This is a genomic window from Brevundimonas vesicularis, assembly GCF_900445985.1.
Taxonomy (GTDB): Bacteria; Pseudomonadota; Alphaproteobacteria; order Caulobacterales; family Caulobacteraceae; genus Brevundimonas; species Brevundimonas vesicularis_D.
This window is the reverse complement of the sequence record NZ_UAQP01000014.1, coordinates 254,359-268,082: the sequence shown is the minus strand read 5'-3', so window position 1 is coordinate 268,082 and position 13,724 is coordinate 254,359. Positions and strand designations below refer to the sequence as shown.

Here is a 13,724-nt window from a genome sequence, read left to right as displayed (position 1 = left end):
GCATCAGGGAAGCGTCAGGTTGGCGTCAGGCGCACAGAGGTCGCGGCTCATCACCACCGCATCGGTCCGCGATCCGTCGGCGCTCGCATAATAGGCTTTGCGGCGACCGATCGGATCGAACCCGGTCCGCTCATACAGGCCGCGCGCGGCGATATTGTCGTCGGCGACCTCCAGGAACAGCCGCGTCGCGCCGGCCTGGACCGCAGCGACGGCCGCCGCCTCGACCAGACGTCGCCCCAGTCCGTGGCGGCGCGCAGACGGGACCACGGCCAGGGTCAGGATTTCCGCCTCGTCGACGACGGTCCGGATCAGGATGAAGCCGTCGGGCTCGCTGACCGCCAGTACGCCTGGCTGCGACAGCAGATCGGCGAAGGTGTCGGCGCTCCACGGCGTGGCAAAGGCCTGGGCGTGCAGGGCGGCGAGTGAGGCGGGGTCCGCCGCCGTCATGACGCAGGCTGGCGCGGCTGGCCCGGCAGGCGGCTGGGCGGTGTGGCGTCGGGCGCGCGCAGATAGAGCGGACGGGGCGGCTGGGTCGCCGGATCGGCCGCGGCGGCCAGGCGGGCCAGCGCCTCCGGCGACGGCGCCACCCGGTCGTCCAACTGGGCGAAGGGCAGATCGGGGAAGGCCTGGGTCACGACCGCCGCGCCATTGCCGACCAGGGCGACGCCCGGTCCGATTTCGGCGATCCGCCGCGCGGCCTCTTCCAGCGACAACGCTTCCTCGGGGCCAGGCGGCCCACCGTCGGCGAAGAGGCGCGCATAGACCTGACCGCGCCGCGCATCGATCAGGGCTGCGATCGGGCCGTCATGATTGGCGAGCGAGCCGGCGAGGGCGTCCAGCGCCGACAGACCGACGACCGGCCGATCCAGCGCCGCGCCCAGACCCTGAGCAAAGGCCAGACCGACGCGCAGACCAGTGAACGAGCCCGGTCCGACCGTGACGCCGATCCGGTCCAGGCTGTCGAAACCGCCGCCCGCCTCGGCCATGACGTCGCGCACCAGGCCGCCGATCCGTTCCTGATGTCCCTTGGTCATCGGCTCGAAGCGCACGGCGAGCGCGCGATCGTCCTCGAACACCGCCGCCGTGCAGGCGCCGAGCGCCGTATCGATCACCAGAAGTCTCATGGGCGTCTTCTAGGCGGCGCGTTGCAGAACCGCCACCGCGTCCGGATCAGAGGGTCTGCTCGACCCGCGTCACCTCGGGCACATAGTGGCGCATCATCTGCTCGACCCCGGCCTTCAAGGTCGCCGACGACGACGGGCAGCCGGCGCAGGCGCCGCGCATCCGCAGGTTCAGAACGCCGGTCGCTTCGTCGAAGGAATCGAACAGGATGTCGCCGCCGTCCTGGGCCACGGCGGGGCGGATGCGGCTGTCCAGCAGGGCCTTGATCTCGGCGACGATCTCGCTGTCGTCCTCGCCATGGCCGTCGGTTTCGCCGCCAGCGCCGCGCGTCAGCGGCTGACCCGAGACGAAGTGATCCATCACGACGCCCAGGATCGGCGCCTTCATCTCGGACCACTCCGGACCCTGCGGCTGGCGGGTCACCGAAACATAGTCCGCGCCGAAGAAGACGCCGTCGACGCCTTCCAGCTCGAACAAGGCCTCCGCCAGCGGAGAGGCCGTCGCCTCGTCGATGGTGCGGTATTCCAGCGCGGCGGTCGGCGACACGTCGCGGCCGGGCAGAAACTTCAGCACGTTCGGATTGGGCGTGGGTTCGGTCTGGATGAACATGGGCGGGAGATGCGCTCGCCCCCGCCCCGTTGCAAGACCCGAGCGGAACCTAGCGCCGCTTCAGCCCGCCCAGCAGACCGCGCATCAGTTCGCGGGTCAGGGTCGATCCGGCCGTGCGCAGGACCGATTTGGTCAGGGCCTCGACCGGCGTTTCGCGGGTGGACCGGCGCGCAGGCTTTGCGGCTTCGCGCGCCGCCCGCGCTTCGGCCTGAGCTTGAGCCTTCGCCCGCGCTTCGGCAGCCTTCTGATCAGCCTTGGCCTGAGCGGCGGCGGCCTTGTCGGCCTCGGCCTGCGCCTTGGCCTGGATTTGGGCCTGAACTTCAGCCTGATCGGCGGCGCTGTGGCGATTGGCCAAGATTTCCGCGGCGGATTCGCGGTTCAGCACCTGCTCGTAAAGGCCCCGCACCGGACTGGCGGCCATGACGGCGGCGCGCTCGGTATCGGTCGCCGGACCCAGGCGCGAGGCCGGCGGGCGAATCTTGGTGCGGGCCACGATGGTCGGCGCGCCCTTTTCGTCCAGCACCGACACCAGGGCCTCGCCCACGCCCAGAGCCTGAATGGCCTCGGCCGTGTCGAAGGCGGCGTTGGCGCGGAAACTCTGCGAGGCGGCCTTCAGCCCCTTCTGTTCGGACGGCGTATAGGCGCGCAGCGCATGCTGAATGCGGTTGCCCAGTTGGGCCAGGACGCTGTCGGGAATATCGGCCGGGTTTTGCGTCACGAAATAGACCCCGACGCCTTTCGACCGGATCAGGCGCACGACCTGTTCGACCTTTTCCAGCAGGGCGCGCGGGGCGTCGTTGAACAGCAGGTGCGCCTCGTCGAAGAAGAAGACCAGGCGCGGCTTTTCCGGATCGCCCACCTCGGGCAGCTGTTCGAACAGCTCCGACAGCAGCCACAGCAGGAAGGCCGCGTACAGACGCGGACTGTTCATCAGCCGGGTCGAGTCCAGCACATTGACCTGGCCCCGGCCGTCAAGACCGACGCGGATCATGTCTTCCAGCTTCAGCGCCGGCTCGCCGAAGAAGGCGTCGCCGCCCTGTTGCTCGACCTGCAACAGCGCGCGCTGGATGGCGGCGATGGAGGCGGGGGCGACATTGCCGACCTCGCGCCCGATCCGCTCGGCGTTCTCGCCGACATAGACCAGCAAGCTCCTCAGATCGTCGAGGTCCAGCAGCAGCAGACCTTCCTTGTCCGCGACGTGGAAGACGACGGTCAGAACGCCCTCCTGCACCTCGTTCAGGTTCAGCATCCGCGCCATCAGCACCGGACCGATTTCCGACACCGTGGTCCGGATCGGATGTCCCTTTTGCCCGTACAGGTCCCAAAAGACGGTGGGGGCGGCGCGCGGCGTCAGGGTCAGGCCCATCTCGGCTGCGCGGGCGATCAGCTTCTCGTTCGGCGCACCCACCTGAGAGATGCCCGACAGGTCCCCCTTCACATCGGCGCAGAAGACCGGCACCCCGGCGTCGGAAAAGCCCTGGGCCATGATCTGCAGCGTGACCGTCTTGCCGGTGCCGGTCGCGCCGGCGACGACGCCGTGGCGGTTGGCGCGGTTAAACAGCAGGTTTTCCGGCTGGGCGGCGTCGGACTGGCCGAGGAAAAGGCCGGGCAGGGCGTCGGGCATTGGGGTCTCCGATGGCGTCTCCGGCAAAGGTCTAGCGCGTTCCCCGCGCGCTCGGAACAGCGATTGACGGCGACGGCGGGCGGTTCGACAACACGATCATGAAAAACCCCATCGCCACGCCATCCTCGGTCGCCGCTCGCAATGCCCTCGGCGTCATCGCCACAGTCGCGGCCGGGGCGGCGATCTACTGGCTGCGGGATATCCTGACGCCGCTGGCGATGGCCATCTTCCTCTTGATCATGATCGATGGGGTGAAGCGGTCGGTCGAGGCGCGCACGCCGTTGAACAGCCGCATGGCCGGGATCGCGGCCCTGACGCTGGTGGTGCTGGCCTTCTTCGCCTCCATCGCCATCATCGTGAACGGGGCGGCGGGCTTCTTCGGCGAGGCGTCCGGCGTGTCGGCCAACATCGGCCCGCGCATCGATCAGATCATTCGCGACGCCTACGGGCTGGTGCGCCTGGCCAATCCGCCCACGGCGCAGGATCTGATCAACGGCGTCGATGTGCGCGGCTGGCTGACCTCCATGGCGTTCCAGGTGCAGGGCATCGCCTCGGGCGCCTTCTTCGTCCTGATCTATCTGGGCTTTCTGCTGGCCTCCCAAGTCGGCTTCCGGCGCAAGATCGTCGCCATGTTCCCGTCCGAGGCCCAGCGCGACGAGGCGGTTGCGGTGTTCCAGCGCGTACGCGGCGGGGTCGAGGGCTATATCTGGGTGCAGTCGGTCACAGGGGGGATGATCTGCGTCGTCGCCTGGATCCTGATGCGGGCGGTCGGGCTTCAGAACGCCGAGTTCTGGACCTTCGTCATCTTCATCGTCGGCTTCATCCCCGTGCTGGGCGGGGCCGTCGCGGGCCTTGCACCGCCGCTGTTCGCCCTGGTCCAGTTCGAAAGTTACTGGCCCGCCGCCATCCTGCTGGTCGGGTTGCAGGTGATCCTGTTCGTCGTCGGCAACTTCATCCAGCCGCGCATGCAGGGCGACAACCAGAACATTGACCCGGTCGTGGTGCTGCTTGCCCTGGCCTTCTGGGGCAAGCTGTGGGGCGTGGTCGGCATGTTCCTGTCCACGCCGCTGGCGGTCATGGCCATGGCGATCCTGGCCGAGTTCAAGGGCTCGCGCTGGATGGCGATCCTGCTGTCGGGCGACGGCGAGCCCTATGCCAACGAGGGCAAGACGACCGACAAGCCGAAAGCGACCCGCCGCAAGCCCAATCCGAAGACCGCAGCGGAGGCTTGATCAGGGCTGCCAGCCGCTGATCTGGTCCGCGTCGCTGTCGCCGGCCAGGGCGCCGCGCGTCTTCTTCACCTCGGCCCAGGCCGCGCGCAGCAGGGCGGGCACGCCCTCGCCCGACACGCCGGACACCAGCATGGGACGGCGACCGGCGACGGCCTCCAGTTCGGCGGCCTTCTCCTCGCGCGCCTCCGGCGTCAGGGCGTCGATCTTGTTCAGGGCCAGGATCTCGGCCTTGTCCGCCAGACCCTCGCCATAGGCTTCCAGCTCGCCCCGGATAATGCGGTAGGCCTCGACCACGTCGTCCTGCGTGCCGTCGATCAGGTGAATCAGGCTGGCCGAGCGTTCTACGTGGCCCAGAAAGCGCGTGCCGAGGCCCGCGCCCTCGCTGGCGCCCTCAATCAGGCCGGGAATGTCGGCGATGACGAACCGCTCGGACGGCGACAGGTCCACCATCCCCAGGTTCGGCGCCAGGGTGGTGAACGGATAGTCGGCGATCTTGGGCTTGGCGGCGCTCGCGGCCGACAGGAAGGTCGATTTGCCGGCGTTTGGAAGACCCGCCAGACCGATGTCGGCGATCAGCTTCAGCCGCAGCCAGATCCAGCGCTCCTGCCCCTCCTGACCAGGGTTGGCGTAGGTCGGCGCCTGGTTGGTCGGCCCCTTGAAGCGCACGTTGCCCCAGCCGCCGTTGCCGCCCTTCAGCAGCAGCTCCATCTTGCCCGGCGTGTCCATGTCCAGCAGGACGGTTTCCTTGTCCTCGTCCAGCACCTGGGTGCCGACGGGCACCTTCAGATGCACGTCCTCGCCCTTGCCGCCGTGCATCTGGCGCCCCTGGCCGTGGTGGCCGGTCTGGGCCTTGAAATGCTGCTGATAGCGATAGTCGATCAGGGTGTTCAGACCCTCGACCGCCTCGATCCAGACATCCCCGCCTTTGCCGCCGTCGCCGCCGTCCGGCCCGCCATTGGGGATGAATTTCTCGCGTCGAAACGACACGGAGCCCGCGCCGCCGTTGCCGGAGCGGATATAGATCTTGGCCTGGTCGAGGAACTTCATCGCGGGCTTATGCCGCAGAAGCGCGGCGAATTACAGGCCCGGCGACCCGGCGCTACTTCAGCGCCAGCGTCACCGTCTTGACGTCCACATATTCGTCGATGCCGTGGATCGAGCCTTCGCGCCCATAGCCCGACTGTTTGACCCCGCCGAACGGCGCGACGGCGGTGGAGATGAGACCGGTGTTGACCCCGCACATCCCCGCCTCGATCCGCCGGCTGAATCGCATCGCACGGTCCAGGTCGCGGGTGAACAGATAGGAGGCCAAGCCGTAGTCGCTGGCGTTGGCCTTCTCCAGCGCCTCTTCCTCCGTGTCGAAGGCGAAGACGGGGATCATGGGGCCGAACGTCTCTTCCTCGCGGAACAGGGCGTCATCGCCGCCCAGGGTCACGGTCGGCTGGAAGAAGCGGCCGCCCAGATCGTGGCGCGACCCGCCGGTGAGGACCCGGCCGCCGTCGGCCTTGATCGCCGCCACATGCTTTTCGACCTTGTCGATGGCCTTGTCCTCGATCAGAGGCCCGACCTTCACGCCGTCGTCGAAGGCGGGACCGACCACGATCTTGGCCACCTCGGCGGCCAGTTTCTCGGCATAGCTTTCGGCGACCGACCGCTCGACATAGACGCGGTTGGGGCAGACGCAGGTCTGGCCTGAGTTCCTGAATTTGCCCTTGATGGTTTCAGCGACCGCCAGATCCAAATCGGCGTCGGCAAAGACGATCAGGGGCGCCGCACCGCCCAGCTCCATCGACACCCGTTTCAGCGTTCCGGCACATTGCTCGGCCAGCTTGCGGCCCACGCCGGTCGAGCCGGTGAAGGACAGTTTGCGGATGTCCGGGCTGTCGGTCAGCGCCTTGCCGATGGTGGCGGCGTCCCCGGTGACGATCGACAGGGCGCCTTTCGGCAGGCCGGCTTCATAGGCCAGTTCGGCCAGGGCGATGGCGGTGAACGGCGTCTGGCTGGCAGGCTTGACCACGGCGGTGCAGCCTGCCGCGAACGCCGGCCCCAGCTTTCGCGTCAGCATGGCGGCGGGGAAGTTCCAGGGCGTGATCAGGGCGCAGGGCCCGACCGCCTCGCGATAGGTCAGGATCAGATGGCCCAGCGGACTGTCCTGGGTCTCGCCGATCAGCCGCTCAGCCTGGCCCGCGAACCATTTCAGGAAGCCGTTGGCGTAGGTGACCTCGCCCTTGGCCTCATCTAACGGCTTGCCGTTTTCCAGCGCCATCAGGGCGCCGAGACCCTCCAGATTGTCGTCGATCAGCGCCGCCCATTTGCGCAGGAAGGTCGCACGCGCGTGCGGATCGGATCTCGACCAGGCCTTGAACGTCTCGCTCGCCGCCGCGATGGCCTGTTCGGTCTCGGCGGCGCCCAGATCGGGGACATGGCCGATCACATCGCCTGTCGCCGGATCATCGACGGCGATGCCGCCGCCGTTGGCCGGAATGACCTTGCCGGCGATCAGGGCGTGCTGGCGCAAGAGTTTGAGGCCGGCGTCGCGGGCGGTGTGGTGCACGGGATGGCTCCTGTCGCGGTCCTAAAACGAACAAGGCCCCGACGATGCGGGGCCTTGCCGGTCGAATGCTGCAGCCTGGGCTGCGGCCGTCGATTAGTTCTTGGCGTCTTGGGCGGCGCCGGTCACGGCCTGGCCGGCGGCCTGGGTGTCGCGGCCCACGCCTTCAACGGTGTTGCAGGCGGCGGTGGTCAGGGCGGCGGCGGCGGCGACCAGAACGAAAATCTTGCGCATAGGGGAAGCTCCAGGGTTGGCCGGGGTGAAACTCCGCCGGTCTCGCCTCATCAACGCGACGCCAGCGCTGCGGTTCCGGGCGTCTTGTCCGCCGGATCGACCGGCGCGAGCGCTTCTGGCGTGGCGAAGATCATGCGGGCGATGGTGCCGCCGCCGGTCGGGGTGGCGAACTCGGTCTCCCCGCGCAACTGTTTGGCGAAGGCGCTCATCAGGGTGCGGCCCACCCCGACCTCGGCGCCGGCCTGGGCGCCGGGCCCGTTGTCCTCGACTTCGAGAACCGATGTCTCGCCCTGGACGCGGAAGCGCACCTTCAGCTCCCCGCCGCTGCCGGCGAAGGCGTGCTTCTGGGCGTTTGTCACCGCCTCGACCAGCCACAGCGCAAGGGGCGCCAGCTTGTCGGGATCGACGTGCAGGGAATCGGCGTCCACCGAGCTGATGACCACCGGTCCGCGCCCCGCTTCGCTAGCGATCAGTTGTCCGACCAGTTCGTTCAGGAACTCGCGCGCGTCAGCGTGGCGGATGTCGTTGCTCTGATAAAGGGTGCGGTAGATCAGGGCCAAGGCCGAGATGCGCTGGCGTGTGTCGCCCAGCGCCGCCTTGGCCGGCGCATCGGTCAGGGCGCGCTGCTGCATCGACAGCAGGGACGAGATGATCTGAAGATTGTTCTTCACCCGATGATGGATTTCGCGCATCAGCGCGTCTTTTTCCGTCAGGGCGTCGGTCAGTTCACGGTCACGCACGGTGATGGCCTCGGCCATCTCATCCAGAGTGCGCGCCATGGTGCGAATTTCAGACGGGGCGTTCATCGCCTGCAACGGACGCACCGAGAACCGGCCCTTGGCGTAAATGCCCGCGACCCGCTCCAGATAATCCAGCCAGCGGATGAAGATGCGCTCGGACAGCAGCATGACCGCCGCGAACGCCGTCAGCCACGCCCCCAGCGGCAGCAACAGGGTGCCGATCGGGTTGAGCCGCGCCCAGGACAGCCACCCGGGCGCCGGGGCCGACAGCAGGGCGTAAAGGTCGCCGCCGGCCAGGGCCGCGCCCGCATAGTCGCGGCGGCGGTTCTGCGAATCCTTGGCCTCGAACACCGCCGATCCCTGGTCGCGCGCGCGGGCCACCCACCCGGCGATGTCGTCTCCGGCCGACAGTTTGAACACGTCGGGATCACTGGCCGTCAGTATACGTCCGGCGCCGTCGGTCAGGGCCGCTTGTGCACCCGAGGGCAGGGCGGGATCGGTGACATCGGGCTGCAGGGCGGAGAAGGGGATCACGGCGACCATGGCGCCGTCGAACCGGCCCATCGGCCGTTCGGCGCGGGTGGCGACGATCAGCGCGCCTTCATAGCCGGCGCCGTCGGGCGCGCGCATGACGACAAGCTCTTCGCCGTTGCGCAGCCGCTGGAACCACGTCGCCTGTGCGGCGGGCGCGACCCCGGATCTTACGCCGTCTGTCCGGCCAGAGGCGCAGACCGCCTCGCCAGTCGGGCTGATGCGATAGAGGCCCTCGTAGCCTTCCAGACGTCCGACCAGCGCCGTCAGGCGCGGCGCGCAATAGGGGCCGACCGCATCGGGGCTGAGCGCGCGCAACAGCACCTGGGCGCTGTCCAGCTTGGCCTTGGCGCTGGAGGCGCTGCGTTCGGCCGCCAGTTGAAGGTCCACCTGCCGGTCGTCGGCCTGTCTTTGAAAGTCCGCCTGGGTCTGGATCAGGCTGAGAACGAAGATCGGCAGCAGGGCCATGGCCATGGCCGCGCCCAGTCGAAACCGGATGCCCTGAAAGCGATCCGATTTCCACGTGCGACCGAGCCGCGACCTGGAGGCCTCCCTGCTCGTGTCGTTCACCGCCGCTTAGCTCCGGGCGCCGGCCAGCCTGTCGGCCTCGCCCAGGATCGTGCGCATGGCGTCGCCGGCCGCTTCACCGTCGCGGCCGTAACCGCCCCGCTCCAGGGTGGCTTGCAAGGCCCGGCGTGCGCGGCTGACGCGGCTCTTCACCGTGCCGACGGCGCAGCCGCAAATCTCGGCCGCTTCTTCATAGGCGAAGCCGCCGGCGCCGACCAGGATCAAGGCCTCGCGCTGCTCCTCGGGCAGGGTCTTCAGAGCCTGACGCAGTTCGTCCAGAGCAACGGGCGCCTCGGGATCGTCCACGGCGACCAAGGTCCGCTCGGCGGCTTCCTGATCCAGCTGCGACTGGCGCCACGAGCGGCGCTTTTCGGAATAGAACTGGTTGCGCAGGATCATGAAGGTCCAGGCCTTCATGTTGGTGCCCATCTGATAGCTGGCGCGCGCGTCCCAGGCCTTCATCATGGCGTCCTGCGCCAGGTCGTCGGCCGCGGTCGGGTCGCCGGTCAAGGTCCGGGCGAAGGCGCGCAGATGCGGAATCAGCAGGACCAGTTCGCGCTTGAAGCCCTCGTCGTCGGCCGACGCGGGTTTGGGGGCGGCGCCCAGGCGTGAAGTGCTCATGCGGCGCTGTCCGAAGACTTGGCGTCGGCGCGTTTCAGAATATCGAGAAACTCATCGGGCACGGGTTCGTTGACGACCTCGTCGAACATGTGCCGCAGCTTGACGCCAATGGCCTGTTGGCGAAGGCGAGCTTCTTCAAGCCCTGCCTCCCCCTTCTGTTCGCCTTTGGGACGAGAGGAGTCCGGAGAATCGATCATAGACAGAGCCAAGCCCACCCAACTGTCATCGCGAGAAGATGTCGGTCTCAAACGTCATCAGACCGGCCGGGTTCCTGCATGACCGGTTTTTAATGCTAAAGCTTGTTCGCCACGGCGGAACCGTGATGCGAATGTGACGTTTAGGGCTGATGTAGCGCCCCGCCTTGCCGGCCGGGCTGTGATTTGTCGGGGACTATCTGAATGAGCCTTCTGGCCAGACTCGCGCCGCACCTTCCTTATGTGCGCCGCTACGCACGCGCCCTGACCGGCGATCAATCGACGGGCGACAACTATGTCCGCGTCGCTCTGGAGGCCTTGGCCGCCGGCGAGCAGCAGCTGTCGGCCGAGATGACGCCGCGGGTCGCTCTTTATCATGTCTTCCACGCCATCTGGTCCTCGACCGGCGCGCAGCTGGAAACCGGCACGCTGGAAACCACGGGCAGCGACGCCTCGCAGCGTCTGCTGCGCATCGCGCCGCGTTCGCGCCAGGCCTTCCTGCTGACCGCGCTTGAAGGCTTCACCCCATCGGAAGCCGCGCAAATCCTGTCCGCCGATCCGCGCGACGTGGAGCGTCTGATCGCCGACGCCCAGGCGGACATCGACGCCGAACTGGCGACTGATGTTCTGGTCATCGAGGACGAGGCCATCATTTCGGCCGACATCCAGAGCCTGGTGACCGAACTGGGTCACCGCGTCACCGGCACCGCCACGACGCACGACGAGGCGATCGACGCCGTCGCCCGCCACAAGCCGGGTCTGGTTCTGGCCGACATTCAGTTGGCCGACGGCTCGTCGGGCATCGATGCGGTCAAGGATATCCTGAAAACCATGGACGTGCCGGTGATCTTCATCACCGCCTTCCCGGAACGTTTGCTGACCGGCGAGCGCCCCGAGCCGACCTTCCTGATCACCAAGCCCTTCCAGCCGGAAACGGTGAAGGCGGCGATCAGCCAGGCGCTGTTCTTCCACCCGTCGCGCCAGAAGGAAGCCGCTTAAAACGCGATCTTTCGTTGACGACAAGATCGGCCTCGGTCCCTCGGGATCGAGGCCTTTTCTTTGGTTTGCGCCGGCATTGATGGGCCAAGGTACGAAAGCGCAAAAAAAGCGATCGAGGACGGGAACCGGCTTCGGGCGCCGTCGTTATCGGTCCGTGGAGGCGGCGACGCCCCCCGACTTGATCTGCGAAAGCCGATCATGCCGCCTCCGCGCCTCATTCTCGATGATGCCACTTCAAAGCGATCCGAAAGGGTCGCTTTTTTCTTGGCGCACACCTCGACCGAGGCCGCCGTCGCGGCCAAGATGGTGGCCAAAGAAAACGCACGGAGAGACGCCAATGGCTTCGACAAGCGGCAAGACGAACCGTCAATGGGTGCTGCGCCAGCGCCCCAAGGGCCTGATCCAGCCCGGCGATCTGGAACTGGTCGAGACGGCCATCCCTGATCTGCAGGAGAACGAGGTGCTGGTCCGCACCGTCTATCTGTCGCTGGACCCGACAAATCGCACCTGGATGAACGATTCCGAGGGCTATCTGCCGCCGGTCGGCCTAGGGGAGGTCATGCGCGGCCTGACGCTGGGCGTGGTCGAAGCCTCGCGATCCAGCCGCTTCAAGGCCGGCGATGTCGTCATGCCGACCTCGGGCGGCTGGGCCGACTATGCGGTCGTGCCGGAAGGCGGCCTGCGCCCGGTCCACCGCGCGCCCGGCCTGCCGTTGACGGCCAATATGTCCGTGCTCGGCATGACCGGTCTGACCGCCTATTTCGGCGTCACCGATGTGCTGAAGGCCAAGGAAGGCGAGACCATCGTCATCTCGGCGGCTGCCGGCGCGGTGGGCTCCATCGCGGGGCAGATCGCCAAACAGCGCGGGTGTCGCGTCATCGGCATCGCGGGCGGTCCGCAGAAGTGCGCCTGGCTGACCGACGAACTCGGCTTCGACGCGGCCATCGATTACAAGAACGAGGATGTCGGCGAGGCGCTGGACCGTCTGGCCCCCGACGGCGTCGATCTGAACTTCGAGAATGTCGGCGGCGACATCATGATCGCGGTGTTCAACCGTCTGAAGGTCCACGGCCGGATGGCGGTCTGCGGCCTGGTGTCCTCCTACAATGCGACCAAGGCGCCGCCGTCGCCGAACTTCGCGCGCATCATCACCCATCGCTTGCACGTCCAGGGTTTCCTGGTCCTGGACTACGCCCCGCGCGCTCGCGAGATGGTGGCGGAGATGGGCCCGTGGCTGGCGGACGGCCGGGTCAAATGGAAGGTTCACGTCGACGACGGGCTGGAAGGCGCGGTGGGATCGTTGAATCGCTTGTTCACGGGCGATCACGACGGCAAGCTGCTGGTTCGCGTTTCCGAAGAACCCGCCTGAACCCAAGGTCTGCGCATGAGCGATCCGCTGCACATCCATTTCGAAGACCTGGAGGTGGGGCAGGTCGTGCCGCTGGGCGCCTGTGCGGTCGATCAGGGGGCGCTGGACGTTTTCATCGAGCGGTTCTCGCCCGGCTGGGACGTGGCCTATGGCGCGCCGGACGCCATGGTCTATGTGCTGTGGAGCCGACTGGCGGCCGACAAGTCCGGCGGCTGGGCCCAGACGAAAGTCCTGGCCGTCGATGGGCTGCGTTACATGCGCAATCCCCCGGCGGGCGAACTGCTGCGGGGTCGCATGACGGTGATGGGCAAGGATCCGGTCGGCGACGAAAAGGGCATCGTCATCGCCTCGCATGACCTGCTGGACGAGGCCGGTCGTCTGGTCTTTTCCTGCCTGACCCGGGCGCTGTTCTCGCGCCGCTGAAACGAAAAACGCCCCGCCGGCGAACCGGCGGGGCGGGTATCTGGTCGGCGTCTCGCGATCAGTTTACTGAAGCCGGCGCCTCGGCTTGGCGTTGGAAGGCGAGAGCGATCAAGCGCTCCCAACCCAGCAGAGAGACTAGATGGGCATAGATTTGGCCCAGAGCCCCGTTGTCTCGCAGTTCGACCAGTTTCTCGGCCGAAAGAGCGCGCAGCTTGTCTTCTGACACCGCGTAATATTCGGCAATCTTCTGCGGCTGCGCTGGCGTGCCGTCGGCGTTGCGTGGAGTAAAGGTCGCGTCGCGCACATCCAGCAGGTCGAGCTCGTTCACAAGAGCCAGGAAGGCTTCCGTGCGAAGACGCTCCTGTTCAAAATTGTTGCAGAAATCCATCGCCATTTGCGTGTATTCGCTCGCTTGTCCATCAACGAACAAGGGGTTTTCGCCGCCCTCTACGACGATCTCTGCATCGCGATCGATGCAAAGGACCATGCGCTCATTCTGCTTGTCGTCAGCGAAGACGAAGGGATAGCGGCGCACGTAGGCAGGAACGTAGGCGTCAGGGCGGAAGTCGCCTGCCGCGGACACAAAAAGGTTGTCGCCCTGACGCAGACCCATGACTGCCATGGGCAGCTTCTGGTCTCCGATGAAGATGATTGGGTAGGACAACGCCGCCGGGGCGAATTCGGTGACCGTCAGCGGGACGATATTGGTCTTGCCGACGAACGCATAAGGCTTCTCGGCCGGGTTGACGCCAAGCGAGGCATGAAGGCCGGCGTCCAACGGCTCAGGGTTGGTGTAGAAGAGGACGTTGCCTTCAAGCGGCGAATTGTTCGTGTCGGTCATGAAGCGAGGACGCTCTGGTTAAAGATCGGAGGCGCGCCTTCTAGCCCAACGCCGCGCAACCGGCAAA

Annotated in this window: 15 protein-coding genes; 4 read left to right on the top strand and 11 right to left on the bottom strand. The window is 67.1% G+C overall.

Annotated features, from left to right (window positions below; translation table 11 throughout):
* Positions 1-3: 3 nt before the first annotated feature.
* From rimI to DT343_RS10395, 4 genes are read right to left on the bottom strand one after another with little or no spacing between them, the layout of a single operon-like run.
* Positions 4-447: a ribosomal protein S18-alanine N-acetyltransferase gene (gene rimI / locus DT343_RS10410; protein ID WP_112862838.1), complete on the bottom strand. Its 444-nt coding sequence runs from the start codon at positions 445-447 to the stop codon at positions 4-6.
* Complete coding sequence (tsaB, locus tag DT343_RS10405; protein WP_112862837.1) at positions 444-1,124, bottom strand: tRNA (adenosine(37)-N6)-threonylcarbamoyltransferase complex dimerization subunit type 1 TsaB; 681 nt, start codon at positions 1,122-1,124, stop codon at positions 444-446. Before tsaB ends, rimI begins: the two co-directional genes overlap by 4 nt.
* 46 nt (positions 1,125-1,170) lie before the next feature.
* Positions 1,171-1,731 carry a NifU family protein gene (locus tag DT343_RS10400; protein WP_112862836.1) on the bottom strand — a complete coding sequence of 187 codons (561 nt, stop codon included), beginning with the start codon at positions 1,729-1,731 and terminating at the stop codon, positions 1,171-1,173.
* Between the two features lie 49 nt (positions 1,732-1,780).
* On the bottom strand, positions 1,781-3,355 hold the full coding sequence (locus tag DT343_RS10395; protein ID WP_112862835.1) for a helicase HerA-like domain-containing protein: 1,575 nt from the start codon (positions 3,353-3,355) through the stop codon (positions 1,781-1,783).
* Positions 3,356-3,453: 98 nt separating this feature from the next.
* On the opposite strand from DT343_RS10395, the gene DT343_RS10390 reads away from it, so the two are divergent.
* Complete coding sequence (locus DT343_RS10390; RefSeq protein WP_112862834.1) at positions 3,454-4,587, top strand: AI-2E family transporter; 1,134 nt, start codon at positions 3,454-3,456, stop codon at positions 4,585-4,587.
* Here DT343_RS10390 and obgE read toward each other — a convergent pair whose 3' ends face one another.
* The 6 genes from obgE to nepR all read right to left on the bottom strand — a co-directional run bounded on the left by obgE (position 4,588) and on the right by nepR (position 10,028).
* On the bottom strand, positions 4,588-5,634 hold the full coding sequence (gene obgE / locus DT343_RS10385) for a GTPase ObgE (RefSeq protein WP_112862833.1): 1,047 nt from the start codon (positions 5,632-5,634) through the stop codon (positions 4,588-4,590).
* 52 nt (positions 5,635-5,686) lie between these two features.
* A complete protein-coding gene (locus tag DT343_RS10380) occupies positions 5,687-7,141 on the bottom strand; it encodes an NAD-dependent succinate-semialdehyde dehydrogenase (protein ID WP_112862832.1) in 1,455 nt (484 codons plus the stop codon).
* Between the two features lie 93 nt (positions 7,142-7,234).
* Positions 7,235-7,372, bottom strand: coding sequence for an entericidin A/B family lipoprotein (locus tag DT343_RS10375; protein ID WP_017505506.1), 138 nt, complete (start codon positions 7,370-7,372; stop codon positions 7,235-7,237).
* 50 nt (positions 7,373-7,422) lie between these two features.
* The gene (gene phyK, locus DT343_RS10370) at positions 7,423-9,213 is read right to left on the bottom strand and encodes a sensor histidine kinase PhyK (protein WP_439897224.1); all 1,791 of its coding nucleotides are present in this window, start codon (positions 9,211-9,213) and stop codon (positions 7,423-7,425) included.
* A gap of 6 nt (positions 9,214-9,219) precedes the next feature.
* Positions 9,220-9,831 carry a sigma-70 family RNA polymerase sigma factor gene (locus DT343_RS10365; RefSeq protein WP_017505508.1) on the bottom strand — a complete coding sequence of 204 codons (612 nt, stop codon included), beginning with the start codon at positions 9,829-9,831 and terminating at the stop codon, positions 9,220-9,222.
* Positions 9,828-10,028, bottom strand: a complete 201-nt coding sequence (nepR, locus tag DT343_RS10360) for an anti-sigma T factor NepR (protein ID WP_112862830.1) — start codon at positions 10,026-10,028, stop codon at positions 9,828-9,830. The genes DT343_RS10365 and nepR overlap by 4 nt, the downstream gene beginning before the upstream one ends.
* 201 nt (positions 10,029-10,229) lie before the next feature.
* On the opposite strand from nepR, the gene phyR reads away from it, so the two are divergent.
* The 3 genes from phyR (at position 10,230) to DT343_RS10345 (ending at position 12,816) form a co-directional block, all read left to right on the top strand.
* Entirely contained in the window at positions 10,230-11,024 is a 795-nt protein-coding gene (gene phyR / locus DT343_RS10355) for an anti-anti sigma factor/receiver protein PhyR (protein WP_112862829.1), read from the top strand.
* A 337-nt stretch (positions 11,025-11,361) separates the two neighbouring features.
* On the top strand, positions 11,362-12,393 hold the full coding sequence (locus tag DT343_RS10350) for an NADP-dependent oxidoreductase (RefSeq protein ID WP_112862828.1): 1,032 nt from the start codon (positions 11,362-11,364) through the stop codon (positions 12,391-12,393).
* Between the two features lie 15 nt (positions 12,394-12,408).
* Positions 12,409-12,816 carry an acyl dehydratase gene (locus DT343_RS10345; protein ID WP_112862827.1) on the top strand — a complete coding sequence of 136 codons (408 nt, stop codon included), beginning with the start codon at positions 12,409-12,411 and terminating at the stop codon, positions 12,814-12,816.
* Between the two features lie 58 nt (positions 12,817-12,874).
* Here DT343_RS10345 and DT343_RS10340 read toward each other — a convergent pair whose 3' ends face one another.
* The gene (locus tag DT343_RS10340; protein WP_112862826.1) at positions 12,875-13,657 is read right to left on the bottom strand and encodes a SapC family protein; all 783 of its coding nucleotides are present in this window, start codon (positions 13,655-13,657) and stop codon (positions 12,875-12,877) included.
* Between the last annotated feature and the right edge of the window lie 67 nt (positions 13,658-13,724).